This window comes from Burkholderia cepacia GG4 (assembly GCF_000292915.1).
GTDB classification, from domain to species: domain Bacteria; phylum Pseudomonadota; class Gammaproteobacteria; order Burkholderiales; family Burkholderiaceae; genus Burkholderia; species Burkholderia cepacia_D.
Genome location: NC_018513.1, coordinates 327,216 through 353,354 on the forward strand (window position 1 = coordinate 327,216; position 26,139 = coordinate 353,354).

At 67.2% G+C, this 26,139-nt stretch carries 23 protein-coding genes, 1 tRNA gene and 1 pseudogene; 13 read left to right on the forward strand and 12 right to left on the reverse strand.

From position 1 onward, the window contains the following. Positions 1-87: 87 nt before the first annotated feature. The 4 genes from GEM_RS01400 to GEM_RS01415 all read right to left on the reverse strand — a co-directional run bounded on the left by GEM_RS01400 (position 88) and on the right by GEM_RS01415 (position 5,238). Positions 88-1,218: a 2-aminoethylphosphonate--pyruvate transaminase gene (locus GEM_RS01400; RefSeq protein WP_014895670.1), complete on the reverse strand. Its 1,131-nt coding sequence runs from the start codon at positions 1,216-1,218 to the stop codon at positions 88-90. Between the two features lie 48 nt (positions 1,219-1,266). Then, entirely contained in the window at positions 1,267-2,994 is a 1,728-nt protein-coding gene (locus tag GEM_RS01405) for a putative 2-aminoethylphosphonate ABC transporter permease subunit (protein WP_014895671.1), read from the reverse strand. Further along, the gene (locus GEM_RS01410; protein ID WP_014895672.1) at positions 2,991-4,082 is read right to left on the reverse strand and encodes a putative 2-aminoethylphosphonate ABC transporter ATP-binding protein; all 1,092 of its coding nucleotides are present in this window, start codon (positions 4,080-4,082) and stop codon (positions 2,991-2,993) included. The genes GEM_RS01405 and GEM_RS01410 overlap by 4 nt, the downstream gene beginning before the upstream one ends. A 100-nt stretch (positions 4,083-4,182) precedes the next feature. Next, positions 4,183-5,238 carry a putative 2-aminoethylphosphonate ABC transporter substrate-binding protein gene (locus GEM_RS01415; RefSeq protein WP_014895673.1) on the reverse strand — a complete coding sequence of 352 codons (1,056 nt, stop codon included), beginning with the start codon at positions 5,236-5,238 and terminating at the stop codon, positions 4,183-4,185. Between the two features lie 218 nt (positions 5,239-5,456). On the opposite strand from GEM_RS01415, the gene phnA reads away from it, so the two are divergent. Together phnA and phnY are read left to right on the forward strand one after the other, a co-directional pair. After that, the gene (gene phnA / locus GEM_RS01420; protein WP_014895674.1) at positions 5,457-6,695 is read left to right on the forward strand and encodes a phosphonoacetate hydrolase; all 1,239 of its coding nucleotides are present in this window, start codon (positions 5,457-5,459) and stop codon (positions 6,693-6,695) included. 28 nt (positions 6,696-6,723) lie between these two features. Beyond that, a complete protein-coding gene (gene phnY, locus GEM_RS01425) occupies positions 6,724-8,178 on the forward strand; it encodes a phosphonoacetaldehyde dehydrogenase (RefSeq protein WP_014895675.1) in 1,455 nt (484 codons plus the stop codon). An 89-nt stretch (positions 8,179-8,267) separates the two neighbouring features. Here phnY and GEM_RS01430 read toward each other — a convergent pair whose 3' ends face one another. After that, positions 8,268-8,543 (reverse strand): hypothetical protein, encoded by a 276-nt coding sequence (locus GEM_RS01430; protein ID WP_014895676.1) that lies wholly within the window; start codon positions 8,541-8,543, stop codon positions 8,268-8,270. A 326-nt stretch (positions 8,544-8,869) separates the two neighbouring features. On the opposite strand from GEM_RS01430, the gene GEM_RS01435 reads away from it, so the two are divergent. From GEM_RS01435 to GEM_RS01445, 3 genes are read left to right on the forward strand one after another with little or no spacing between them, the layout of a single operon-like run. Beyond that, on the forward strand, positions 8,870-9,652 hold the full coding sequence (locus GEM_RS01435) for an amino acid ABC transporter substrate-binding protein (protein ID WP_014895677.1): 783 nt from the start codon (positions 8,870-8,872) through the stop codon (positions 9,650-9,652). A gap of 14 nt (positions 9,653-9,666) precedes the next feature. After that, positions 9,667-10,347, forward strand: coding sequence for an amino acid ABC transporter permease (locus GEM_RS01440; protein WP_014895678.1), 681 nt, complete (start codon positions 9,667-9,669; stop codon positions 10,345-10,347). Next, positions 10,344-11,102, forward strand: coding sequence for an amino acid ABC transporter ATP-binding protein (locus tag GEM_RS01445; protein ID WP_014895679.1), 759 nt, complete (start codon positions 10,344-10,346; stop codon positions 11,100-11,102). The genes GEM_RS01440 and GEM_RS01445 overlap by 4 nt, the downstream gene beginning before the upstream one ends. A gap of 35 nt (positions 11,103-11,137) precedes the next feature. On the opposite strand, the gene GEM_RS01450 is transcribed toward GEM_RS01445, so the two are convergent. Further along, positions 11,138-11,953 carry an alpha/beta fold hydrolase gene (locus GEM_RS01450; RefSeq protein ID WP_014895680.1) on the reverse strand — a complete coding sequence of 272 codons (816 nt, stop codon included), beginning with the start codon at positions 11,951-11,953 and terminating at the stop codon, positions 11,138-11,140. 81 nt (positions 11,954-12,034) lie between these two features. On the opposite strand from GEM_RS01450, the gene GEM_RS01455 reads away from it, so the two are divergent. After that, on the forward strand, positions 12,035-12,649 hold the full coding sequence (locus GEM_RS01455; protein ID WP_014895681.1) for a CGNR zinc finger domain-containing protein: 615 nt from the start codon (positions 12,035-12,037) through the stop codon (positions 12,647-12,649). Positions 12,650-12,673: 24 nt separating this feature from the next. On the opposite strand, the gene GEM_RS01460 is transcribed toward GEM_RS01455, so the two are convergent. Both GEM_RS01460 and GEM_RS01465 read right to left on the reverse strand, forming a co-directional pair. Continuing rightward, on the reverse strand, positions 12,674-13,723 hold the full coding sequence (locus GEM_RS01460) for a DUF3592 domain-containing protein (protein ID WP_041490428.1): 1,050 nt from the start codon (positions 13,721-13,723) through the stop codon (positions 12,674-12,676). Positions 13,724-13,910: 187 nt separating this feature from the next. Continuing rightward, positions 13,911-13,986: transfer RNA gene (locus tag GEM_RS01465), tRNA-Lys, on the reverse strand. A gap of 191 nt (positions 13,987-14,177) precedes the next feature. Here GEM_RS01465 and GEM_RS01470 point away from each other — a divergent pair. Continuing rightward, positions 14,178-14,582: a PaaI family thioesterase gene (locus GEM_RS01470; RefSeq protein WP_014895683.1), complete on the forward strand. Its 405-nt coding sequence runs from the start codon at positions 14,178-14,180 to the stop codon at positions 14,580-14,582. An 8-nt stretch (positions 14,583-14,590) separates the two neighbouring features. After that, on the forward strand, positions 14,591-15,457 hold the full coding sequence (locus GEM_RS01475; RefSeq protein WP_014895684.1) for a patatin-like phospholipase family protein: 867 nt from the start codon (positions 14,591-14,593) through the stop codon (positions 15,455-15,457). A gap of 49 nt (positions 15,458-15,506) precedes the next feature. Here the strand turns inward: GEM_RS01475 and GEM_RS01480 are convergent, their stop codons facing one another. Next, positions 15,507-16,520 (reverse strand): D-2-hydroxyacid dehydrogenase family protein, encoded by a 1,014-nt coding sequence (locus tag GEM_RS01480; RefSeq protein WP_039318218.1) that lies wholly within the window; start codon positions 16,518-16,520, stop codon positions 15,507-15,509. A 426-nt stretch (positions 16,521-16,946) separates the two neighbouring features. Between GEM_RS01480 and GEM_RS01485 the strand changes: the two are divergent. Continuing rightward, positions 16,947-17,861, forward strand: a pseudogene (locus GEM_RS01485) (LysR family transcriptional regulator); the annotation flags it as partial. Between the two features lie 261 nt (positions 17,862-18,122). Here GEM_RS01485 and GEM_RS01490 read toward each other — a convergent pair. The 3 genes from GEM_RS01490 to dprA all read right to left on the reverse strand — a co-directional run bounded on the left by GEM_RS01490 (position 18,123) and on the right by dprA (position 22,600). Beyond that, a complete protein-coding gene (locus tag GEM_RS01490; RefSeq protein WP_014895687.1) occupies positions 18,123-20,720 on the reverse strand; it encodes a DNA topoisomerase III in 2,598 nt (865 codons plus the stop codon). A gap of 191 nt (positions 20,721-20,911) precedes the next feature. After that, entirely contained in the window at positions 20,912-21,292 is a 381-nt protein-coding gene (locus GEM_RS01495) for a thioredoxin family protein (RefSeq protein WP_014895688.1), read from the reverse strand. Positions 21,293-21,328: 36 nt separating this feature from the next. After that, on the reverse strand, positions 21,329-22,600 hold the full coding sequence (dprA, locus tag GEM_RS01500) for a DNA-processing protein DprA (protein WP_014895689.1): 1,272 nt from the start codon (positions 22,598-22,600) through the stop codon (positions 21,329-21,331). A 235-nt stretch (positions 22,601-22,835) separates the two neighbouring features. Here dprA and def point away from each other — a divergent pair, with 235 nt between their 5' ends. The 4 genes from def (at position 22,836) to htpX (ending at position 26,065) form a co-directional block, all read left to right on the forward strand. Continuing rightward, a complete protein-coding gene (def, locus tag GEM_RS01505) occupies positions 22,836-23,339 on the forward strand; it encodes a peptide deformylase (RefSeq protein WP_014895690.1) in 504 nt (167 codons plus the stop codon). A gap of 32 nt (positions 23,340-23,371) precedes the next feature. Further along, positions 23,372-24,355, forward strand: coding sequence for a methionyl-tRNA formyltransferase (gene fmt / locus GEM_RS01510; RefSeq protein ID WP_014895691.1), 984 nt, complete (start codon positions 23,372-23,374; stop codon positions 24,353-24,355). A gap of 110 nt (positions 24,356-24,465) precedes the next feature. After that, the gene (locus tag GEM_RS01515; protein ID WP_014895692.1) at positions 24,466-25,107 is read left to right on the forward strand and encodes a LysE family translocator; all 642 of its coding nucleotides are present in this window, start codon (positions 24,466-24,468) and stop codon (positions 25,105-25,107) included. 100 nt (positions 25,108-25,207) lie between these two features. After that, complete coding sequence (gene htpX, locus GEM_RS01520; protein WP_014895693.1) at positions 25,208-26,065, forward strand: zinc metalloprotease HtpX; 858 nt, start codon at positions 25,208-25,210, stop codon at positions 26,063-26,065. Positions 26,066-26,139 lie beyond the last annotated feature (74 nt).

Sequence of the window (26,139 nt, forward strand, 5' to 3'; positions counted from 1 at the left end):
CGCACAGCGGGAAAAAAGAAAACGAAACCGCCGCACGGCGACGCGCGGCGGTGGGCCGCGCGCCGCGGTGCGGCCCGGTGCATCGCGTCAGGCCGCCGCTTCGGCGGACACGCGGTGCACGCCCATCGCCTTCAGCGTGTCGGCGATCGCGGCGACGGCGCCTGGAATGCCGGCTTCGCCGAAGTGGCCGATGCAGCCGACGCGGAACGTGTCGACTTCGGTCAGCTTGCCCGGATACAGAATGTAGCCGCGCTTTTTGACCTCCTGATAAAACCGCTTGAAGTCGTAGTTCGGATCGTCGGGCGCATGGAACGTGACGATGATCGGCGCCTGGATTGCCGGATCGAGGAACGGCCGGAAGCCGAGCGCACGCATCCCGTCGATCAGCGCGCGATAGTTGCGCTGGTAGCGGCCGCCGCGTGCGGCGAGCCCGCCTTCGTCGACGTATTGCGCGACGGCCGCATCGAGTGCCGCGACCACGTGCGTCGGCGGCGTGAAGCGCCACTGTGTCGTGCGCTGCATGTAGACCCACTGGTCGTACAGGTCCATCGCGAGCGAGTGGCTGTTGCCTTCGCAGCGTTCGAGCGTGGTGCGCTTCGCGATCACGAAGCCGAGCCCCGGCACGCCCTCGAGGCACTTGCCGGACGCGGCGATCACCGCGTCGAACGGCGTCGTGCGCGCGTCGATCTCGATCGCGCCGAACGAGCTCATCGCGTCGACGATCAGCCCGCGGCCGTGCTGCGCGACCACCTGCGCGACGTCGTGCAGCGGGTTCAGCACGCCGGCGCCGGTTTCGCAGTGCACGAGCGCGACGTGCGTGATGGTCGGATCTGCGGCGAGCGCGCGCTCGACGTCGGCCGGATCGACGCGGCGATCCTCGCTGTAGTCGATCGTCGTGAGCCGGCGGCCGAGCACGCGGCAGATCTTCGCGAGGCGCTGGCAATACGCGCCGTTGTTCGGCACGAGCACGTGGCCGTCGCGCGGCACGAGCGTGCCGATCGCGGCCTCGACCGAGAACGTGCCGCTGCCCTGCAACGGCACGCATTCGTGCGTGCCTTCGCCGTGCACGATCTGCAGCAGCCGTTCGCGCAGCCGCGCGGTGATCGCGTTGAAGTCGCCGTCCCACGAACCCCAGTCGCGCAGCATCGCGTCGCGCGTGCGGTCCGAGGTCGTCAGGGGGCCGGGGGTGAGCAGGATGGGCTGGGTGGCGAGCGTCATGGTGTCTCCTGGATGAAGTCGGGACGTCACGTGAATGCGGCTAAAGGATCAACGGCGATGCGGGTTGCGCCAGGCCTGCGTGCGGCGCAACAGGCGGTGCGAGATGCACGCGAACAGCACGCAGGCGAACGACGAGGTCGCGAGCACCAGCGTCGCCATCGCGGCGGCCGGGCCCATCTGGCCCGCGTCGTCGAGGTTCAGGATCGCGACCGAGGCGGGCTGGGTGTCCGGCGAGTACAGGAACGCGACGGCCGACACGGTCGTCATCCCGTTGACGAACAGGTAGCGCGCGATCAGCAGGATCGCGGGCAGGCACACGGGCACGGTCACGCGCAGGAAGGTCTTGTAGAACGGCACCTTCAGCGACGCCGACACGGCCTCGAACTCGCTGTCGATCTGCCGCAGCGCGGTGACGGCGGTCAGGTGGCTCGACGCGTAGTAGTGGACGACCGTGACGATCGCGAGCAGCCACAGCGACCCGTACAGCCCGTTCAGCGGATTGCCGGGCGCATTGAACAGGAAGATGTAGCTGATGCCGAGCACGAGGCCGGGCACGCCCATCGGCAGGATCGCGCACAGGCTGATGAAGCCGCGCAGCCAGCGCGCGCCGCGGGTCTTCTCGATCAGGTAGGCGCCGCCGAACACGACGATCGTGCCGCCGAGCGCGACGGTCGCGGCCATCCGCAGGCTGTTCTTGTACGCGTCGAAGATGCCGGCCCCGATCAGCCCCATCCGGTAGTGCTGCAGCCCGAGGCTCATCTGGTACGGCCAGAACTTCACGAACGACGCGAACACCGAGATGCCGACCACCGCGATGAAGAATGCGCACACCAGCGCGCAGTACGCGAGCATCGCGGCGTCGAAGCCGCGCGACGGCTTCGGCTGGTAAGGCGTCGAGCGTGCGCCGAGCTGCGACTGCTGGCGGCGGCGGATGAAGAAGTCGACGCCGAACGCGACGAGGGCCGGGCACAGCAGCATCAGGCTCACGACCGCGCTGCGGTTGAAGTCCTGCAGCCCGATGATCAGCTTGTAGATGTCGGTCGACAGCACGTTGTACGAGCCGCCGATTACCACCGGCACGCCGAAGTCGTTGATGCACATGGTGAACGCCACCATCGTCGCGCTGATCAGCCCGTATTTCGCGCCGGGCAGCGTGATCGTGAAGAACTTGCGCATGCGGCTCGTGCCCATCGCGTCGGCGGCCTCGTAGAGCCGGCCGTCCGCGAGCGACAGCGCGGTGACGAGGATCATCAGCACGTGCGGGAACGATGCGTACACCATGCTCAGCACGATGCCTGGCAGCCCGTAGATCGAGTGGCCGTGCAGCAGCGGCTTGAGCAGCCCCGCGTTACCGAACCAGTAGATGAACGACACGGCCGACAGCAGCGTCGGCGCGAGCAGCGGCAGCAGCGCGATCGTGCGCGCGGCGTTCTTCAGCGGCATGCACGAGCGCGTCAGCGCATACGCGAAGGTGAACGCCATCGGCACGACGATCGTCGTGACGAGCGCGCCGACCGTCAGCGAATGCAGCATCGAGCGCAGCACGCCGCTGTCTTCGAGATACTCGACGAAGTTGTGCGCGCCGACGAAACGCCCGTCCGCGTCGACGAAGCATTTCTGCACGACGAGCGCGAGCGGCAGCAGCAGGAACAGCGACATCAGCGCGGCCATCGCGACGAGCGCGAGCTGCGCGAGGCGGTCGTGCCAGTGGGTGATCTGCCGCACGTCGGCGGGGGCGGGGGCGCCGCGGCGGCGCTCGGTCAGGACGGTGCTCATTGCAGTCGCTCCTTCGCGCTCGGGAACACGCGGACATGCTCGCGATCGAGCGCGAGGTCGATGCGTGCGCCGGCCTGCACGCCGGTGCGGTCGACGTCGTGATACGACAGATCGGCGACGATCTCCTGGCCGTCGAGTCCGTCGATCCGGAAGCTCACGCGGCAGAACGCGCCGAGGAACTCGAGCTTCTCGACGCGGCCGGCCAGCACGTTGTCGGCCGTCTCGCCCGGCACGCGGATGCGCAGGTCCTCGGGCCGCACGTAGACCGATACCGCCGCGCCCTGGGCCGGGCGGGCGGTGCCGTGGCGGCAGTCGAAGCCGACGCCGCCCGCCCGCAGCGTGCCGTCCTGCGCGACTTCGGCGGGGATCGTGTTGACCCGGCCGATGAAGTCCGCGACGAACGGCGACGCGGGCTGCCGGTAGATTTCGAGCGGCGTGCCGATCTGCTCGATCACGCCGTGGTTCATCACGACGATGCGGTCGGCCATCGACAGCGCTTCTTCCTGGTCGTGCGTGACCATGATCGTCGTCACGCCGAGCCGCTGCTGCAGCGCGCGGATTTCCTGGCGCAGCCGCACGCGCACGCGCGCGTCGAGCGCCGACAGCGGCTCGTCGAGCAGCAGCAGGCCCGGCGATGTCGCGAGCGCGCGCGCCAGCGCGATACGCTGCTGCTGGCCGCCGGACAACTGGCCCGGATGCTTGCGATGGCTGTCGGGCAGGCCGACCAGCGCGAGCAGCGTATGCACGCGCTCGTGGATCGCGTCGCGCTTCATCCTGCGGTTCACCAGCCCGTACGCGACGTTGTCGAAGACGGTGAGGTTCGGAAACAGCGCATACGACTGGAACACGATCCCGTAGTCGCGCAGTTGCGGCGGCAGCCGCGAGATGTCGCGGCCGTCCTGCGTGATGTGGCCGGCGTTTTGCGTCTCGAGCCCCGCGATGATCCGCAGCAGCGTGGTTTTCCCGCAGCCGGACGGCCCCAGGAAGCAGATCATCTCGCCCTTCATCACGCTCAGGTTGATGTCGGTGAGGACCTGTGTGTCGTTGTACCGCTTTTCGATGCGTTCTACGCTCAGATAGGGTGCCATGCACGCCTCCACGCTGCGGGCGGCCCGGACGCGGGCCGGATACGACGATGGAAAGGGATGCGGGGCGGCGCGTGGCGCGGCCCCGCTGCCGGTTGCGGCGTTACTGCTGGGCTTTCGCCCCGTAGCGCTTCTGCCAGGTATCGAGGATCGATTGACGGTTCTTCGCGGACCACACGAAATCGTTCTTCACGAGCAGGTCCGCATAGTTGTCGGGGATGCCGGCCAGCTTGCGCGCGACGCCCGGGTACGCGACGATCGCCCACCAGCGTGCGGTGATCTGGTTCGCGTCCTTGCTGGCCATGAAGTCGGCGAGCTTCTTCGCGGCGTCAGGCTGCTTGGTCGTCTTCATGATCGCCGTGCCTTCCATGTCCCAGCCGAGCCCTTCCTTCGGGAACACCAGGTCGATCGGCGCGCCCTGCGCCTGCAGCTCGTGGCCGCGGAACTCGAACGAGATGCCGATCGGGAATTCACCGGTGCCGGCGAGCGTGCACGGCTTCGAGCCCGAGTGCACGTACTGCGCGACGTTCTTGTCGAGCGCGTCCATGAATTTCCAGCCCTTGTCGTCGCCGAAGGTTTGCAGCCAGGCAGTCACGTCGAGATAGCCGGTACCCGACGACACCGGGCTCGGCATCACGATCGCGCCCTTGTAGACCGGCTTCGTCAGGTCTTCCCACGACGTCGGCTTCGGAATGTTCTTGGCCTGTGCGGCGACGCGGTTGTAGCAGATCGTCGCGCCCCACACGTCCATGCCGACCCAGTGCGGCGGCGTGTTCGCGTCGCTGTACTTGCGCGTGAGCTGGTCGAAGTCCTTCGGCGAGTACGGCATCAGCATCCCCTGCAGGTCAAGCAGCGTGAGGCTCGATGCGGCGAGGCCGAGCACGACGTCCGCGCGCGGATTGTTCTTTTCCGCGAGCAGCTTCGCGGTGACCGAGCCGGTCGAGTCGCGCACCCAGCGGATCTCGATGTCGGGGTTCGCTTTCTCGAACGCGTCCTTGTAGGGCTTCATCGCCTCGTCTTCCAGCGCGGTGTAGACGAGCAGCGACGTCTTCGCGTGCGCCGCCTGGGCCGCACCGAGCGCGACCGCGGCAGCCAGCGCGACACGGGCCGCGCCCGTCGCCCATCCATTGAAACGCTTGTGTACCGGCACTTCGTTCATCTTCAGACCCCTTGACTGTGGCGCCGCGGCACGCGGCGGATGAGTGGAGACCAGCCCTCTTTGTGCTTCCTCGTGCTTCCGTATTTTGCTTTCTGTTATTTGCATGTTGTTGACAATCTACAAATCATCAATTTTAATGTCAAGCATGGAAAACACCTCCTCGGCGCGGCGCGGGCGCCGACAGCTCAACCCCCTTCGAACCGAAAGGACTGAACGTCATGACTGAAACGCCTGTATCCGTGGAAGTGAACGGCCGCCGCTACAACTGGATGAGCCGCCCCGTGGTGGTCGTCTGCGTCGACGGCTGCGCCTATGAATATCTCGAGATGGCGGCCGAGGCCGGCGTCGCGCCGTTCCTGCGCACGCTGCTGAAGCCGGGCACGGCGCTCAAGGGCGAGTGCGTGGTGCCGAGCTTCACGAACCCGAACAACCTGTCGATTGTTACCGGCGTGCCGCCGGCGATCCACGGGATAAGCGGCAACTACTTCTACGATCGCGACACCGGTGCCGAGGTGCTGATGAACGATCCGAAGTACCTCGTCGCGCCCACCGTGCTCGCGACCTTCGCGGAGCAGGGCGCGCGCGTCGCGGTCGTCACTGCGAAGGACAAGCTGCGCCGCCTGCTCGGCAAGGGGCTCAAGGGCATCTGCTTCTCGTCGGAGAAGGCCGATGAAGCGAGCATCGAGGAAAACGGCATCGACGACGTGCTCGAGCTGGTCGGCAAGCCGGTGCCGAGCGTGTACAGCGCGGACCTGTCGGAATTCGTGTTCGCGGCCGGCGTGCGCCTGCTCGAGACGCGTCCGATCGACCTGATGTACCTGTCGACGACCGACTACGTGCAGCACAAGTGCGCACCGGGCACCGACGGTGCGAACGCGTTCTACCAGATGATGGACACGTACCTGAAGCGGCTCGACGAACTCGGCGCGATCGTCGCGATCACGGCCGACCACGGGATGAACGCGAAGCACGACGGTGAAACCGGCGAGCCGAACGTGATCTACCTGCAGGAGCTGTTCGATGAATGGCTCGGCCACGACGCAGCGCGCGTGATCCTGCCGATCACCGATCCGTACGTCGTGCACCACGGCGCGCTCGGTTCGTTCGCGACCGTCTATGTGCCGGATGACGCCGATACCGACGCGCTGCGCGCGCGACTCGCCGCGGTGGACGGCATCGAGGTCGTGCTGACCGGCGCCGAAGGTTGCGCGCGCTTCGAGCTGCCGCCCGACCGGATGGGCGACCTGATCGTGATCTCGAAGCAGGACGTCGTGCTCGGCACGCGCCGCATCAAGCACGACCTGTCGGGCCTCGACGTGCCGCTGCGCTCGCACGGCGGGATCTCCGAGCAGATCGTGCCGCTGATCTTCAGCAAGCCGGTCGCGACTGACGTCACGGGGCGCGCGCGGCTGCGCAACTTCGACATCATCGATATCGCGCTCAACCATCTGCAGTGACGCGGACGCATCCGCCAGGGAGACACTCATGAACGCCATTGCAGCATCGACGGAAGTCCGCGCACTTTATCGTGAAGCACTGCGAATCGATGGTGAAAGGATCTATCGCGACGCGGTGATCGAGGTGCGCAACCCGTACGACGGCGCGCTGGTCGGCACCGTCCCGAAGGCGACGCTCGACGACGTGCGCCGCGCGTTCGCGGTTGCGCGTGCGTACCGGCCGTCGCTCACGCGGCACGAGCGTGCGGCGATCCTGCGCCGCGCGGCCGACATCGTGCGCGCGCGCACCGCCGAGATCGCCGCGCTGATCACGGCCGAGGCCGGGTTGTGCATCAAGGATTCGACCTATGAAGCCGGGCGCGTGGCCGACGTGCTCACGTTCGGCGCGGGCGAAGTGCTGAAGGACGACGGGCAGATCTTCTCGTGCGATCTGACGCCGCACGGCAAGAAGCGCCGCGTGTACACGCAGCGCGAGCCACTGCTCGGCGTGATTTCCGCGATCACGCCGTTCAACCATCCGATGAACCAGGTCGCGCACAAGGTCGTGCCGTCGGTCGCGACCAACAACCGGATCGTCGTGAAGCCGTCGGAGAAGGTGCCGCTGTCGTGCTACCTGTTCGCCGACATCCTCTATGAAGCCGGCCTGCCGCCGCAGATGCTGCAGGTGATTACCGGCGACCCGAAGGACATCGCGGACGAGCTGGTCACGAACCCGGCGATCGACCTGATCACGTTCACCGGCGGCGTATCGATCGGCAAGTCGATCGCGTCGCGGATGGGCTACCGGCGCGCGGTGCTCGAGCTCGGCGGCAACGATCCGATCATCGTGATGGAGGATGCCGATCTCGACGAGGCGAGCACGCTCGCCGTATCGGGCTCGTACAAGAACTCGGGGCAGCGCTGCACGGCGATCAAGCGGATGCTCGTGCACGAGGCCGTGGCCGACCGCTTCACCGAGCTGGTCGTCGAGAAAACCCGCGCGTGGGCGTACGGAAACCCGGCCGACCCGTCGGTCGACATGGGTACGGTGATCGACGAAGCGGCCGCGAAGTTCTGCGAGCAGCAGGTGAACGACGCGATTGCGCGTGGGGCACGATTGCTGGTCGGCAACGTACGCGACGGCGCGCTGTATTCGCCGACGGTCATCGATCGCGTGACACCCGACATGCCGCTCGTGAAGTACGAGACGTTCGGGCCGGTGTCGCCGATCATGCGCTTTCGCGACATCGACGAGGCGATCCGGATGTCGAACAGCACCGACTATGCGTTGTCATCGTCGGTCTGCACGAACCGCTTCGACAGCATCACGCGCTTCATCACCGAGCTCGAAGTCGGCAGCGTGAACGTGCGCGAAGTGCCGGGCTACCGGCTCGAACTGACGCCGTTCGGCGGCGTGAAGGATTCGGGTCTCGGCTACAAGGAGGGCGTGCAGGAAGCGATGAAGAGCTTCACGAACACGAAGACCTATTCGCTGCCATGGTAAGTGGCGTGTGATGCGGACGCGCCGGCTCGAAGGCCGGCGCGTGGATTGTCCCCCGACGGGATGCGGCCGCGACGGCCGCCAGGCGACGGTCAATCGTCGTCGTCGTCGTGGTGATGTCGCCAGCCGCGATGCCAGCCGTTGTCGTGCCGGTAGCGGCGGTAGCGATATTCGCCGTAGTACGGGGCGTAATAGGCGGGCGCCGGCTCGTACACGACGGGCGGCGGCGGGTAGTAGACAGGCGGCGGCGCCTCGATCACCGGCCCCGGCACGCCGAAATACACGCCGATGTCGGCGTGCGCGAACGCGCTTGCCGACAGGCAGGCGGCCGCGATGCCGAGGGCACTGGACAACACGATGCGTTTCATTTGCCGTTCACTCCGTTCGTGGGGGGCAAGGCCCGCGAGCAATAGGTTCACCTGTGTTCATGGTACGTAGCGCATGCCGAACAGGTGATACCGCGGTGTCGCTTCTGTAACCGCCGGTAACGAATCGTCGGACAATCGCCGCGCTGCATCGCGACGGATTCGTCTGAGGGATGGGCGAGGCTGGCCGGCGCGTTATTCGACGCGCTCATATCGTTAGCCGATTTGCGTTTTTGCCGGGCCTCGACGCGTCGGTAGAATTTGCGGACCTCTCGCGCGGCCGCTCGGGCCGGCGGGTTCACTCCCTTCCATCGTTCGGGGTCCGCACTATGAAATTCCTACGCTCCATCCTGATCGTCGCATTGCTGCAGGCCTCGGCCGTCACGAGCGCGCTGGCTGCCGACGACCTGTCGCAGATCAAGTCGGCCGGCGTGTTCCGGGTCGGCACCGAAGGCACCTATGCACCGTTCACGTATCACGACGCGACGGGCAAGCTGACGGGCTTCGACGTCGACATCGCGAGCGCGATCGCGCAGCGTCTCGGCGTGAAGGCGGAGTTCGTCGAAGGCAAGTGGGACGGGCTGATCGCGGGCCTCGACGTGAACCGCTACGACGCAGTCGTCAACGAAGTGTCGATCACCGATGCGCGCAAGGCGAAGTACGCATTCTCGACGCCGTACATCACGTCGCACGCGGTGCTGATCGTGCGCGCGGACAACACGTCGATCCGCTCGTTCGACGACCTGAAGGGCAAGAAATCGGCGAATACGCTGACCAGCAATTTCGGCAAGCTCGCGGCCGCGCACGGCGCGGACGTGGTGCCTGTGCAGGGCTTCAACGAATCGATCGACCTGCTGAGCTCGGGTCGCGTCGACGCGACCATCAACGATTCGCTGTCGTACCTCGATTTCCGCAAGCACAAGCCCGACGCGAAACTGAAGATCGCGGCGACCGACACGACCGGCGCCGGCGATGCATCGGGCGTGCTGCTGCGCAAGGGCAGCCCGGCGCTGGTGGCCGCGGTCGACCGGGCGCTCGCGGACATCAAGGCCGACGGCACCTACGCGAAGATCTCGCAGAAGTACTTCGGCCGCGACGTGTCGCAGCCGTGATGCGAGGCTGAACGATGCCGTCCTGGCTGCACCTGATGGCGGAATCGCTGCGGCCCCTGCTGGTTGCGGGGCTCGTGTTCACGGTTCCGCTCACGCTCGCATCGTTCGCGATCGGCCTGCTGCTCGCGTTCGGCGCGGCGCTCGCGCGCCTGTTCGGGCCGCGCTGGGCGCAGGCCGGCGTACGCTTCTACATCTGGCTGTTTCGGGGTTCGCCGTTGCTCGTGCAGCTGTTCGTGATCTTCTACGGGTTGCCGAGCGTCGGCATCGTGCTCGACCCGCTGACCGCCGCCGTGATCGGCTTCTCGCTGAACGTCGGCGCGTACAACGCCGAGGTGATCCGCGGCGTGATCGAGTCGATCCCGAAGGGGCAGTGGGAAGCCGCGTACTCGATGGCGATGACGCGCGCGCAGGCGCTGCGTCGCGCGATCCTGCCGCAGGCCGCGCGCGTCGCGCTGCCCGCGCTGTCGAATTCGTTCATATCGCTCGTGAAGGACACCTCGCTCGCGGCCGTGCTGACCGTGCCCGAGATCTTCCAGGCCGCGCAGCGCATCGCGGCCGTCACCTACGAGCCGCTGATCCTCTATACCGAAGCCGCGCTGATCTATCTGCTGTTCAGCTCCGTGCTCTCGACACTGCAACGTCGCCTCGAGCTCCGGTTCGGCCGTCACGCGCTGTTCCACGCGGAGTTGCGATGATCCGTCTCGAGCGCATCGACAAGTCGTTCGGCGGGCATCGCGTGCTGACCGCGATCGACCTCGCGTTGCGGCCGGGCAGCGTGACCGCGCTGATCGGCCCGTCCGGCAGCGGCAAGAGCACGCTGCTGCGCTGCGTGAACCTGCTCGAAGTGCCGGAGACGGGTGCGCTCACGGTCGGCGATGCGCGCATCGACTTCGCGGCCGGCCATCGGCCGTCGCGCGATGCCGTGTTCGCGGTGCGCCGGCAGACCGGCATGGTGTTTCAGAACTTCCAGTTGTTCCCGCACCTGAGCGTCGTGCAGAACGTGATGGAAGGGCTCGTGACCGTGCAGCGCTGGCCGCGCGAGCAGGCGCGCCAGCGGGCGCTCGCGTTGCTCGACAAAGTTGGCATCGCGGACAAGGCCGATGCGTGGCCCGCGACGCTGTCGGGTGGCCAGCAGCAGCGCGTCGCCATCGCGCGCGCGCTCGCGCCGTCGCCGGAGGTGCTGCTCTGCGACGAGCCGACGTCGGCGCTCGATCCCGAGCTGTCGGTCGAAGTCGTCGACGTGCTGCGCCAGCTCGCGCGTGAAGGCACGACGATGCTGATGGCCACGCACGACCTGCGCCTGGCCGCGTCGGTCGCGCACGATGCGGTGTTTCTCGCGGATGGCCGGGTCGTCGAGGCAAGGGCATCACGCGAGCTGTTCGGCCGGCCGCGCGACCCGCGCACCGCGAAGTTCGTCGCGACGCTCGCGCAAGGCGTGCCGGCATTCTGACGCACGACGCGACGCGGCGCGGCGGCCGAGGCGGCTCAATCCTGCCCGTGCCCGTCGAGCACGGCCGCGACGATCGCTTCCGGCGCGTCCTCCTGAACGAGGTGGCCCGCGTGCGGCACGCGAATCAGCTTGCCGCCTGCGATGCGGTCGGCGAGCGCCTGCCCCTGCTCGAGCGGAATCCACCCGTCGTCCTCGCCCCACACGATGCGCACCGGAAAGTCCGGCGGCGCGTAGCGGGCCTCTGCTTCCTCGATGTAGCGCTGGCGCATCTGCGCGATCTGTCGGTAGAACGCGGATTGGCCGGCCGGCGTGAGCCAGGGCGAGCGGTAGATCGACAGCACGTCGTCGCTCAACGGCCGCGCGACTGCATGGCCGATATAGGCCGACACGAGCGCGTGATGCGCGTACGCCGGCAGCCCGGCGAACGCGGCTTCGTGCTGCGCGACGTGTCGCACGAACGGCGAGCCCTGCGGCGCGATCGCGACCGGGTTCACGAGTGTCAGGTCCGAATACGCGATGCCGTCGAGGAAATGCGCGCGCAGCACGGTTGCGCCGCCGTAGTCGTGCGCGAGCACGCGCGGACGCGCAATCTTCCATTCGTCCAGCATCGCGCCGAACAGCACGTTCTGCCGGCCGAGTGACACGTCCGTGTCCGGCATGTCCGACTGGCCGTAGCCGAGCAGGTCGTAGAAGAACACGCGATGACGCCGCGCGAGCCACGGCGCGATCCGGCGCCACACCTGCGACGAAAACGGCGTGCCGTGCACAAGCACGAGCGGCGGCCCTTCACCGAGTGTTCCCCACGCGATCCGGTGGCCTTCGAAACTGAAGCGGTTGCCAAGTTCGAGCATCGGCGTCTCCGTGCTAACCTGTTTTGGTTGTTAACAGGTTACGCCGGTTTGTCCGGATGTGAAACCTATAGGCGGAAATAAATGGTTACTCGACACGAGCCTGCGCGACCGGCGCACGAATGGGGCGCGGCCGATTTCGTCGGCGGCCATCCGGCGCTCGACTTCCTGAACACCGTGGCCGATACGGTCAAGACGCGCGACGCGGACAAGCTCATCGACTGGCCGACCGTGCGTGCCTGGGCAGGGAGCGCGGGATTGCTGGCGCAGGCCGATCTGGCGCGGTTTCTGCGTCATGCACGGCAGGACGGCGCCGACGAATTGGCCGCGCTGCATGGCTTTCGCGAGGATGCGTATGCCGCGCTCTCGCACCTGACGGCTGCGGACGGCGGCAGCGCCGGCGCGCGCGCGGCGGACCGGCTCGCCGCGGCGATTCGCGATGCGATCGGGCGCAGTGCGTTCGACGCGGTCGACGGCCGCTTCGCATGGCGACCGGACGCGCGCGCCGCGTCGCGCTGGGTCGATGCGGCCGCGCTCGGGTTCGAGCAGCTGCTGCGCAGCGACGATTTCGCGCGCGTGCGGCAGTGCGGCCGCTGTACGTGGTTCTTCGTCGATCGCGGGCGCGGCGTCGGGCGACGCTGGTGCGACATGCGAACGTGCGGAAATCGCGCGAAGGTGGAGGCCTTCAGGGAGCGCTGAAGCGGCAGCCGCGCCGCGTATCCGTCACTCAGTGATTTCGTGCGGCCGATGCTCGGGCCACAGTGTCGCGGCCGCGAACAGTCCGGCCGCAAGGAACGGCGTGCCGATCGCGAACAGGATCGCCGTGAGCCCCCAGCGATCCCAGAACCGGTCGATGACCGCGCGCTCGGGCGTGACGGGGTCGTACAGCACGTTGACGATCTCGCCTTCGTACAGCCCGGGATGCGATGAAGCCGAGCCTTGTGCGAACGTGACCCGGCGGCCGCTGTCGGTCGTGAACGCGACGATTGCCGAATAGAGCGACGTGCGGGCGCGGGGCGAGTGTGCGGTTTCGGCGATCTCGACGACGTGGCCGGTGGAGTGTGTGTAATGACGGGCGAGCAGCCACTGGCGCAAGCCGGCTGCGCCGGCGCCCGCCAGGAAGCCGGTGCCGATTGCGATCAGAATCAGCACGATCGCGATGTCCCAGCAGCGCCGCACCGGCTTGCGCGCGGCCGGCGCAGACAGGGCGTCGGCGTGCCGGTTGCGGCGCTCGTTCGCGTGCAGCAGGCCGCCGATCGTGAGCGACACGACCGCGAGCAGCGCCGGCACCGCGATCGGAAACCAGCGTTGCGAGAAATCGTCGATCAGTGCGGGGCGGTCGGGATGGGCGGGATCGAGCAGGACGTCGACGTTTTGGCCGATGTCGTACGCGGGTGTGGTCGATGCGGTATTGCCGGCGACTTCGCGGCGGCGCCCGTCGTTGCCGAGATAGGCGACGATCGGGCGGTATGCACGCATCGCGTCGCTGTCCTGCACGATACGCACGACCGTGCCCGGCGCCCGGACCAGATCGTCGGCCACGCCGCTGGCGGTGACGGCGAAAACGGCCGAGAGCACGAGCAGCGCAACGCCGAGCGCGAGCGCGACGAACGCGTCCCTACGCGGCATGACCGAATCCGCTGCGCGCGTCGTACGACGGGGCCGGATGCGATCGGGGGGATCGCGCGATTCGATCTGCGCGCCGCTGTCGGCGTGACCATGCCCTCTGAATGGCCGCGTCTCGTTCACATGATTCCATATCTGGCGCCCCATGCTCTCTCAGTGCCGGCGGCGAGACGGTGTTCGCCGGGCCGGTCGTGTGATATTTGTCGGACGATTCTAGCGGAAAGTGTACGGGCGAGGCATGTATGCGATTGCCTGCCGTGACGAGACAGAGGCCGGGCGGAGCCGGAAAATGAAAAAGGCCGGTCAGCTTGCGCTGACCGGCCTTTGGAATTCCTGGTGGGGCGTGAGTGACTCGAACACTCGACCTACGGATTAAGAGTCCGCTGCTCTACCAACTGAGCTAACGCCCCCAACAGAAGAAAGATTATGCACGAGCATTTTGGGCTTGGCAAGCCCTTTCACCAAATTTCCTGAAAATATTTCGTCACGGCAACGGAAGCCGTCGGCGTGGTAACGAGTCATCGCAGTTGGCGCGCTCCCGGTATGATGACGTCCACACCCGTTGCGCGGCGGTCGCGCAACGTTTTCTGGACATTCGAAGATGGACGAAAACGCAGTCCGCGAATTGCTGGATCGCCTGCTGGCCCCATGGGTCCGCTCGCTGGGTCTGGTTCCCGTATCGATCGGCGACGACACTGTCACGATGCGTTTGCCGTTTTCCGGCGAATTCCGCCATTCGGGCGGCGTCATCTGCGGCCAGGTGTTCACGGCCGCCGCCGACACGGCGATGGTGGTCGCGATCTCGGCCGCGCTCGGCGAGTTCCGGCCGATGACCACCGTGTCGCTGAACACGAACTTCATGCGGCCGGTGCGCAAGGGTGACGTGCTCGTCACCGCGCGCGTGCTGCGGATGGGCCGCAACCTCGTGTTCGGGGAAGTCGAGCTGTTCGACGAGGACGGCAAGATGGCCGTTCACGCGACGTCGACCTACGCGCTCGTCAGCTGAGCGGCGCGATGTTCGATCAGATCGTCTTTGCCGGCGGTGGCAATCGCTGCTGGTGGCAGGCCGGCTTCTGGGACGTCGCGCAGCCCGCGCTCGGCCTGCGCCCGCGCGTGATCGCGGGCATCTCGGCCGGCGCGGCGACCGCCTGCATGCTGTATACGCGCGACGCCGCGTGGGTGATGCGCTATTACGAGGAAGCGCTGCGACACAACCGCAAGAACGCGTACTGGGGCAACCTGTTTGGCCGCGAGCCCGTGTTTCCGCATTACCGGATCTACCGTCAGGCGCTGCTCGACATCTACGGCGAGCCGTTCGCGCAGCTCGCCGACGCACCGGAGATCCGCATCGGCGTGTCGCACGTGCCGCGCTGGCTCGGCGCACGCAGCGCGGTGGCTGCGGGCCTCGTCGCGTACAACATCGAAAAATACCTGCGCAAGACGCTGCACCCGACGCTCGGGCGCACGCTCGGATTTCGGCCCGAGTTCGTGCGGGCGCAGGCCTGTACGAGCGTCGACGAACTCGCCGACCTGATCCTGCAGTCGTCGTGCACGCCACCGTTCACACCGGTGCTGCATCGCGGCGGCCGGCCCGTGCTCGACGGCGGGATGGTCGACAATGTACCGGTCGGCGCGCTCGATGCATCGCCGGGCGACGTGCTGGTGCTCGTCACGCGGCTGTATCCGCGCCCGCAGATGTTCACGGTCGCGCACGGCGACCAGCGGCGGCTGTACGTGCAGCCGTCGAGCAAGGTACCGATTTCGAGCTGGGATTACACGAGTCCGTCGCAGATGCGGCATGCGTACGACCTCGGACTGCGCGACGGCGAGCATTTCCTCACGCGCGTCGACGCGATGACGGGCGGCCGCGTGGCCGCCTGAAGGCGGGAAGCCGGCAGCGGGGCCGCGCGGCGAGCGCGGCCCGCGCCGGTCAGCGCACCCGGCGCGGCGTCAGCGCTTCCGGGTTGACGACGCTCGACAGGTCGCCCTGGTCGAACGCGAGGATATTCCGGAACGCCGCGCTGAAATAGAGCTCGTAGCTTTCGCGCTCGACGTAGCCGATGTGCGGCGTGCAGATCACGTTTTCCATCCGCAGCAGGCTGTAGCCCTGCAGGATCGGCTCGCTCTCGAACACGTCGGTCGCGACCATCCCCGGACGGTTGTGCGACAGCGCGTTGACGAGCGCGTTTTCCTCGAGCAGTTCCGCGCGGCTCGTGTTGACGAGCAACGACGTCGGCTTCATCCGCATCAGGTCTTCCTGCTTGACGATCCCGCGCGTGTCGTCGTGCATCCGCAGGTGCAGCGACAGCACGTCGCTCTGCTCGAACAGCGCTTCGCGGCTCTCGGCGGCCGTGTAGCCGTCGGCGCGTGCGGCCTCGAGCGAATGCTCGCGGCCCCAGATCAACACGTTCATCCCGAACGCCTTGCCGTAGCCGGCAACCAGCCGGCCGATCTTGCCGTAGCCCCAGATGCCGAGCGTCTGGCCGCGCAGCACCTGGCCGAGGCCGAAGTTCGGCGGCAGCGCCGACGTCTTCAGGCCCGACTGCTGCCATGCGCCCTGCTTCAGGTTCGCGACGTATTGCGGAATGCGGCGCTGGGCAGCCATCACGAGCGCCCAGGTCAGTTCGGCCGGCGCGACCGGCGAGCCCGTGCCTTCGAGCACCGCGATGCCGCGGTCGGTACACGCTTCGAGGTCGATGTGGCTCGAAATGCGGCCGGTCTGGCTGATCATCCGCAGGTTCGGCAGCTTGGCGAGCAGTTGCGACGAAATCGGCGTGCGCTCGCGAATCAGCACGAGCGCCTCGACTTCCGCCAGACGGCTCGCGAGCTGTCCCAGGCCGCGCACCGTATTGTTGAAGACCTTCACGTCGTGCTCGGCAAGCATCTCGAAGCAGTTCAGCTTGCGGACGGCGTCCTGGTAGTCGTCGAGGATGGCAATTTTCATGATCAGCGGGAGTCGCGCGTTGAAAGCGGCGGTGGCGGCGGCGCACGTCGCGCACCCGTCCCGCCCGGCCGGGGCCGACATGATGCTACGTCGGCGTGGTTCGTGGTGTCTTTTTAACAGGTTGTTACGCTCCGCCGCAATTGGCGCCGGCCTGATCCGGCGCCGCTTCCGTGCGGTGCGGCGCCGTGCGCTGCTGTGTCGCATCAAACACGTCCTTCCTGATTCGGACGCTAACCCGACGAGGTTCACCCAATTGTTGCTCCAATCAGAATAATTGGGTCATCCATCCGCAACGGGTGAGGATTTTTGACTATTTTTATCGTCAACCGGGGGTTTGTTGAGCAACTCTGCATCATTTCCGCTGTCGTAGGAGAATTACGCATTTGCTTCAACTTTTTGAAGTTGTAACAGCGGCAGGAGTCGTTTATGGATCATTTGCAGTCGATGCGCGTGTTCGTCAAGGTTGCGGATCTCGGCAGTTTCGCGCGGGCCGCGAGTGCTATGGATATCTCCAACGCGGTCGCGACGCGTCACGTCGCCGATCTGGAAGGCCGGCTCGGCACGCGTTTGCTGAACCGCACCACGCGCAGCCTTTCGCTGACGGAGTCGGGCCAGGTCTATCTGGAGCGGGCGCGCCAGATTCTCGATGAGCTCGAGGATGTCGAACAGATGGTCGTCGCGCGCAATCACGAGCCGGTCGGCACGTTGCGCATCGTTGCGCCGGTCGTGTTCGGCCTGCACAACCTTGCGCCCGTCCTGCAGTCGTACACGGAGAATTTCCCGAAAGTGGTGCCGGATCTGACGCTGGTCGACCGCCAGGTCGATCTCGTCGAGGAAGGTTTCGACGTCGGCATCGTCGTCACGCGCCAGATGCGCAGCGCGAGCATCGTCACGCGGCGGCTGACCACCGGTTGCATGACCGTGTGCGCGACGCCGAGCTATCTGGAAAAGCACGGCGTGCCGACCCACCCGGAACACCTCGCCGAGCACCCGGCCCTGAGCCTGCCGACCGAATACTGGGGCGACGAGCGCGTATTCACGGGGCCGGATGGCGAAGTGCGCGTGCGCCCGACCAACGTGATCGTCGCGAACAACACCGCGATGCTGCGCCAGTTCGCGCTGCTCGGGATGGGCGTTGCGATCCTGCCGAGCTACCTGATCGGCAGCGACATCGCGCGCGGCGCGCTCGTGCGGCTGCTGCCGGATTTCCGGCTGCCGCAGGTCGAGATCAACATCGCCTATCCGAGCCGGCGCCATTTGCCCGCGAAGGTGCGTACCTTCATCGACCACCTCGTCGAGTATTTCAGCCACTCGACCGACGCAATGATGGGCGAGCAGTGGGCCGCACAGAGTGCGACGCTTGCCCCGATCGGCGTCGAGATGCGTGCCGAGCAGCCGGAATCGACCGACCCGAACCTGCAGCCGCGCCTCGCGCGTTCGACGCGTGCGCGCGTCGCGGTGCCGTCGCCGCTGTAACGGCGCGGCGGCCGTGCACCGACAGCGGGCCCAAAGAAAAAACGCGGATCGAGTGATCGATCCGCGTTTTTTTTCGCCGTTTGACCGGCGTGCGACGCGCCGGGGGAAGCCCCGGCGGCCGGGTCGTTAAGAGCCCGTCTTGCGCGTCGTCGTCTTGCGGGCTGCGGTCTTGCGGGCCGGTGCCGGTTTCTCATCGGCGCCTTCCGTTACGGTTTCGGCATCCTTCGTCGCCGATTTTGCCGTCTTCTTCGCGGCGGCGGCCTTCGGCTCCTTCTTCTCGAACTCGAAGCCGATCTTGCCGTCCGGCTGCTTGACGAGGAAGGCCTTGAAGTTGCGGCCCGTGCGCGACGACTTGAAGTTCGGCAGCAGATCCGTGCGGCCGTCGGCGAGCAGCTTGGCCATCTGCTCGCGCGTGATTTCCTGCTGCAGGATCACCTTGCCCGAACGGAAGTCGCAGGTCTTCGGGTTCGCGACCGAGTGCTCGCACACATAGCTCATGCCGTGCTCGAACACGCGGCCGCTGCACTTCGGGCACGCGCCGACCGGCTCCTGCGCGGAGAAGTCGGGCGCCTCGCCTTCCTCGCCGCCCTGGTCCTGGCCGAAGTCGAACTCGAGCTTGTAGTTCTTCGTTTCGTCGTCGAACGAGAGCTTCAGGATCGCCGAGAACGGACGGCCCATCTTGCTGCGGAAACCGGACAGCGGACCGATCGTCTTCTCCCGCAGCAGCTCCTCGACTTCCGCGATCTCGAACTGCCGGCTGCCTGGGATCTTCGAGATCGAGAACTCGCACTTCGTGCATGCGAAGCGGCGGTAGTTTTCCTTCACCTGGCCGCCGCAGTTCGGGCACGGCGTCTCGAGCGTCGCGTAGTCGCCGGGGATCGTGTCGGAATCGTATTCCTTCGCGCGCTTGACGATCTGCTGCGTCATGCGGGCGATTTCCTGCATGAACGCGTCGCGCCCGAGGTTGCCGCGCTCCATCTGCGACAGCTTGTATTCCCATTCGCCGGTGAGCTCGGGCGCGGTCAGTTCCTTCACGCCGAGCCCGCGCAGCAGCGTCATCAGCTGGAATGCCTTCGCGGTCGGGATCATTTCGCGACCCTCGCGCACGAGGTATTTCTCGCCGAGCAGGCCTTCGATGATCGCCGCACGCGTGGCCGGTGTGCCGAGCCCTTTCGCGGCCATCGCCTCGCGCAGCTCGTCGTCCTCAACCAGCTTGCCCGCGCCTTCCATTGCGGACAGCAGTGTGGCTTCCGAGTAGCGGGCGGGCGGTTTCGTCACGAGCGCGACTGCAGCGATCTCGTCCGTCTTCACCTTCTCGTCCTTCTGAACCGGCACGAGGTTCGCGTCCGCGCCTTCGGCGTCGCGGCCGTACACCTGCAGCCAGCCCGGCTCGACGAGCACCTTGCCTTCGGTCTTGAAGTGATGGCCGACCACCTCGGTGATTCGCGTCGTGACGCGGAATTCGGCGGCCGGGAAGAACACCGCGAGGAAGCGCTTCACGACCAGGTCGTACAGCTTCTGCTCGGGCTCGGACAGCGCCTTCGGCGCCTGCAGCGTCGGGATGATCGCAAAGTGGTCGCTGATCTTCGAGTTGTCGAAGATCCGCTTGTTCGGCTTTACCCAGCCCTTGTCGAGCACCTGCTTTGCGTGCGGCAGATAGTTGTTGCTCTCCTTGAGCATCTCGAGCGTGGACTGCACCGTCGAAATGTAGTCTTCCGGCAGCGCGCGCGCATCGGTACGCGGGTAGGTCAGCACCTTGTGCTTTTCATACAGCGCCTGCGCGAGGCCGAGCGTGTTCTTCGCGGAGAAGCCGAAACGGCCGTTCGCTTCACGCTGCAGGCTCGTCAGGTCGAACAGCAGCGGCGACAATTGCGTCGACGGCTTCGATTCCTCGGAGACCGTGCCCGTGTGGTCGCGGCACGCGGCGACGATCGTCTCGGCCGCAGGCAGGCTCCACAGGCGGGAGTCGCGTTTTTCCGGATCGAGTTCGTCGCGCTTGAATTTCGGGTCAAACCACCGGCCTTCGTAGAAGCCGCCGGCGCAGACGAACTGCGCTCGCACTTCCCAGTAGTCGCGTGGGACGAAGCGGCGGATTTTCTCTTCACGTTCGACGACGATCGACAACGTTGGCGTCTGAACGCGACCGACGGTCGTCAGGAAGAAGCCGCCGCCCTTGCTGTTGAACGCGGTCATCGCACGGGTGCCGTTGATCCCGACAAGCCAGTCGGCTTCCGAGCGGCAACGCGCGGCATCCGCGAGCGGCTGCATGTCCGAATCGCTGCGCAGGTTCGCGAAACCGTCGCGGATCGCCTGCGGCGTCATCGACTGCAGCCACAGACGCTGGACCGGCTGCTTCGCCTTCGCATGCTGTGCGATCAGGCGGAAAATCAACTCGCCCTCGCGCCCCGCGTCACATGCGTTGATCAGGCGGTCGACGTCCTTGCGCTTCATCAGCTTCGTAAGGACCTTCAGGCGCGATTCGCTTTTTGCGATCGGGTTAAGGTCGAAATGCGGGGGGATGACGGGCAGATGAGCGAAGCTCCATTTCCCGCGCTTGACCTCGTACTCTTCCGGGGCGGCGATTTCCAGCAGGTGGCCGACCGCGGACGAAAGGACGAATTCGTCGCTCTCGAAGTATTCGTCATGCTTGGTAAAGCCGCCCAAAGCGCGCGCGATGTCGTTCGCGACAGAAGGCTTTTCCGCAATGATCAGTGCTTTGGACATGACAGGTGTGTGTTGGTAGACCGGGTTCGCCGGCGTGGGTCCCTTTTACGACGGCTTTATAGCACACGCCGCGGCGACGGCGGCTCGGCGTGCAAAAAGCGGCTCATCATAGAGGGGGGCCGCACCGGCGGCAAGCGCCCGGCGCGGCGCCACGCGCAAGGGCGCCAAAAGCCGCGCGGCCGGCGCGCGGTTCACGCCTCGACGGTCAGGACGTTGCGCAATTTCGGTGCGTGCGGCGCGCCGGGCACCGCGCTCAGGTCGGACAACATCCGTTCGACGATCGCCGCGTGCGGCAGCACCGTGCCGAAGAAGCGCGCGGTGTTCGTGTCCTCGATCAGGATGGTCGGGAAATTCTCGACGTCGAGATCGTCGAACCGGTCGGCATGGGTTTCGATGTCGATCCAGGCGAAGCAGGCGTCGGGATGCGCGTCGGCGAGCTGCTCGAAGGCCGTCCGGTAGTCGCGGCACGTGCCGCACCATTCGGCGCACAGGCAGGCGACCAGCAGCGTGTCGGGATCGGCGAGGCGCTCGGCGATCCGATCCGCATCGGTGTCGAGATTCAGCACGGGCATGGTATTCCTTGAGTTTCGTCGGCGGCACGGCCGCCCCTATGCGGGGAAATGTAGCATGCCGGACGCGGGCGGGGTGGGCGCCGCGTCAAGCCGCGCGAAGCGTCCGCCGGCGACGCTCGCGACCCGGCCGGCCAGTTCGAGCGCGAGCAGCGCGCGGTGCAGTACGTCGTCGGCCAGGCCGCTGTGCTCGGCGAGCCACTCGTAAGTAACGGGGCCGTATCCCAATGCGGCGAATACGACATGTTGGGCCGGGTCGTCGGGCAGCGGGGGCGGTGCGGCCTCGATGCGGGCGGGCGCGGCGGCGGAATCGACGGCATCTGCCGTCGCGCGGCGCACGGCGGCGTGGCCTGGGTCGCCGTCATCGTGGCTCTGGCCCGAATTCGCCGGGGCGTGGTTGGCCCGAGCCGCCGGTTCGCCCAGCCCGTATTCCTCGAGCACGTCGAGCGGTGTCGCGGTGAGCTTCGCGCCGTCGCGGATCAGCGCATGGCAGCCCTGCGCGAGCGGCGCGTGGATCGAGCCGGGCATCGCGAACACGTCGCGGCCCAACTCGTTCGCGACCCGCGCGGTGATCAGCGAGCCGGAGCGCGGCGCGGCTTCGACGACGAGCGCGCCGGCCGCGAGCGCGGCGATCAGCCGGTTGCGCTGCGGGAAATGCGACGCCCGCGCGGGCGTGCCGAGCGGCCATTCCGACATGATCGCGCCGCGGGCGGCGATCTCGTGCGCCAGCGTGCGGTGCCGCGCCGGATAGACGAGATCGGCGCCGGTCGCGATTACCGCAATCGTGCCCGCGCGGCCGTCGAGCCCGCCGCGATGCGCGGCGGCGTCGATGCCGAGCGCGAGGCCCGAGACGATCGCGAGCCCGGCATCGGACAGCGCGTGCGCGAAGCGCGTCGCATCGGCGAGCCCTTGCGGCGTCGCGTGACGGCTGCCGACCACGGCCAGGCCGCGTGCGTGCAGCAGGTCGAGCCGGCCCTTTACATATAGCAGCGGCGGCGGATCGTGCAGGTCGCGCAGCCGCGGCGGATAGGCGGGATCGTTGAGCGCGACGATCGCGTTGCCCGGCGCATCGAGCCAGGCGAGCGTGGCGTCGGTACGCGCGTCGAGGTCATCCCGCTCGCTCGCGCGCACGGCCCGCGCGGCGGCGGCGCTGCTCGCCGCGGCGATCGCCTCGTCGGACGCGCGCAGCAGCGCCGCCGGCGAGCCGAATGCATCGAGCAGCGCATGCAGCACGGCGGGGGCGAGCCCCGGCGCATGTGCGAGCTGTAGCCAGGCGCGCAGCGCGGAGGTGGTCAGCGTTTGCGGCGACATGAGGTTCCCCTCGAACGCGACGGCCAGCGGACAGCGTGGCGCCATGATAAAATTTTCATCATCCGAAATACTCGACAGGGCCGCGCGCACGGGCGTCCGGCCAATTGCAGGAGGCACGACCTGCGGCATTGCATCGATATGCCGCGCGTCCGCCTCATCTTCATTGCATCGCGGCGGCGGCGCCAGCCGGCCGGATGGCCGATGCGGCACGCCGCCCCACCGAATACCGAACACCATGGCTTTGCTGAACATTCTTCATTATCCCGACAAGCGGCTGCACAAGGTCGCCAAGCCCGTCGACCAGGTCGACGACCGGATCCGCAAGCTCGTCGCGGACATGGCTGAAACCATGTACGCAGCGCCGGGCATCGGCCTCGCGGCGACGCAGGTCGACGTGCACGAGCGCGTGATCGTGATCGACATCTCCGAGGAGAAGAACGAGCTGCGCGCGTTCATCAACCCCGAGCTCATCTGGTCGAGCGACGCGAAGCAGGTCTATGAGGAGGGCTGCCTGTCGGTGCCCGGGATCTACGACGAAGTCGAGCGTCCCGACCACGTGCGCGTGCGCGCGCTCAACGAGCAGGGCGAGACCTTCGAGCTCGACTGCGAGGGCCTGCTGGCCGTGTGCGTGCAGCACGAGATGGATCACCTGATGGGGCGTGTGTTCGTCGAATACCTGTCGCCGCTGAAGCAGACCCGCATCAAGACGAAGATGAAGAAACTCGAACGCGCGATGTGACGCGCGTTCAACCAGCCCTCCCGAACGCTGTCATGACCCATACGTTGCGCGTGATTTTTGCCGGCACGCCGGAATTCGCCGCGGCCGCACTCGCCGCGATCCACGAGGCCGGTTTTCCGGTGCCGCTCGTGCTCACCCAGCCCGACCGCCCCGCAGGGCGCGGGATGAAACTGCAGGCGAGCGCGGTGAAGCGCTATGCCGTCGAGCACGGCATGCCCGTCGCGCAGCCGCCGTCGCTACGGCGCGCGGGCAAGTACCCGGCGGAGGCGGCCGACGCGATCGAGCTGCTGCGCACGACCCCGCACGACGTGATGGTGGTCGCCGCGTACGGCCTGCTGCTGCCGCAGGAAGTGCTCGACATCCCGCGCGCCGGTTGCATCAACATCCACGCGTCGCTGCTGCCGCGCTGGCGCGGCGCCGCGCCGATCCACCGGGCGATCGAGGCCGGTGACGCCGAGACGGGCGTCACGCTGATGCAGATGGACGTCGGTCTCGACACCGGCGCGATGATCGAGGAAGCACGCGTCGCGATCGCGCCCGACGATACGACCGCGACGCTGCACGACCGGCTGGCCGCCGACGGCGCGCGGCTGATCGTCGACGCGCTGGTGCGGCTCGAGCGCGACGGCACGCTGCCTGCCACCCCGCAGCCGGCCGACGGCGTGACTTATGCGGAAAAGATCGGCAAGCACGAGGCGGCGCTCGACTGGCGCAAGCCGGCCGACGTGCTCGCACGCCAGGTGCGCGCGTTCGACCCGTTCCCGGGCGGCGTCGCGACGCTCGACGGCGCGGCAATCAAGCTGTGGGCGGCCGAGCCCGTGGCGGCGCGTGGCGACGCGGCGCCCGGCACGATCGTCGAGGCTGCGCCAGAAGGCGTGGTCGTCGCATGCGGCAGCGGCGCGCTGCGCGTGACGCAACTGCAGAAGCCGGGCGGCAAGCGGCTGCCCGCGCGCGAATTCCTGGCTGGCTCGCCGCTCGCAGCGGGCCAGCGCTTCGCGTTGCCCGACCCGGCCTGAGCGCCATTCGATCCGGCGTGCCGGCCGCGCGCAATCGGCCGGACGGCCGAGTCGCGCGGCGCGGCAGGCGCGCGTAGAATTTCCCTGCGCTTTCCGGTTTCGAGGTTTTCATGTTTGGCATCACCCATTTCGGCTTCTTCGTACTCGCGGTTTTCCTGCTGAACGTCACGCCCGGCCCCGATACCGCGTATATCGTCGGCCGCAGCGTCGCGCAGGGCCGCGGCGCGGGGCTGATGTCCGCGTTCGGCATCTCGGCCGGCTGCTGCGTGCACGCGCTTGCCTGCGCATTCGGCCTGACCGCGCTGCTCGCGGCGTCGGCCGCCGCGTTCACGGTGATCAAGCTGGTCGGCGCCGCGTACCTGATCTACCTCGGCGTGCGCATGATCGTCACGAAGCAGGCCGCCGCGCCGGCGGGCGCCGATGCCGCGCAGGCCGCGGCCGCGAAGCCGCTGCGCCAGCTGTTCATGCAGGGTTTCTGGACCAACGTGCTGAACCCGAAGGTCGTCCTGTTCTTCGTGTCGTTCTTCCCGCAGTTCGTGTCGGCCGACAGCCCGCACAAGACGCTGGCGTTCCTGGCGCTCGGCGCGGTGTTCGTCGTGATGAGCACCATCTGGACCGGCGTCGTCGCATGGGTTGCGGGCAGCGTCACGCAGCGCTTTTCCGGCAAGCCGGGCGTCAAGAAGTGGCTCGACCGCACGGTCGGCAGCGCGTTCGTCGGGCTTGGGCTGCGGCTCGCGGCGTCGCAACGCTGAAATTGAATTTTTCCGGCAAGACCTTATCTAACGAATCGCTTACAATTTTCCGCCGTGCGCTGTGATGTGCGGCGTGTCCCCTGACGGATAAGGAGTGGGTATGTTCAATTGGGTCAAAACGGCGATGCTGATGGCCGGGATCACGGCCCTGTTCATCGTGATCGGCGGCATGATCGGCGGTTCGCGCGGCATGACGATCGCGTTGCTGTTCGCGCTCGGCATGAATTTCTTCTCGTACTGGTTCTCCGACAAGATGGTGCTGCGCATGTACAACGCGCAGGAAGTCGACGAGAACACGGCGCCGCAGTTCTACCGGATGGTGCGCGAGCTGGCCACGCGCGCGAACCTGCCGATGCCGCGCGTCTACCTGATCAACGAGGATGCCCCGAACGCGTTCGCCACGGGCCGCAACCCCGAGCACGCGGCCGTTGCCGCGACGACGGGCATCCTGCGCGTGCTGTCCGAGCGCGAGATGCGCGGCGTGATGGCGCACGAGCTTGCGCACGTGAAGCACCGCGACATCCTGATCTCGACGATCACCGCGACGATGGCGGGCGCGATCTCGGCGCTGGCCAACTTTGCGATGTTCTTCGGCGGTCGCGACGAGAACGGCCGGCCGGCCAACCCGATCGCGGGCATTGCGGTTGCGCTGCTCGCGCCGATCGCCGGCGCGCTGATCCAGATGGCGATCTCGCGGGCGCGCGAGTTCGAGGCCGATCGCGGCGGCGCGCAGATTTCCGGCGATCCGCAGTCGCTCGCTACCGCGCTCGACAAGATTCATCGTTATGCGGCCGGTATTCCGTTCCAGGCGGCCGAGGCGCATCCGGCCACCGCGCAGATGATGATCATGAACCCGTTGCACGGCGGCGGCCTGCAGAACCTGTTCTCCACGCACCCGGCGACCGAGGAGCGCATCGCGCGCCTGATGGAGATGGCGCGTACCGGCCGCTTCGACTAAGTCGCGTCGCACTCGATACCTCGCCCCGCATGCCTCGCGCTGCGGGGTGTTTCATTTGCGCGTCCCGTAAAGGG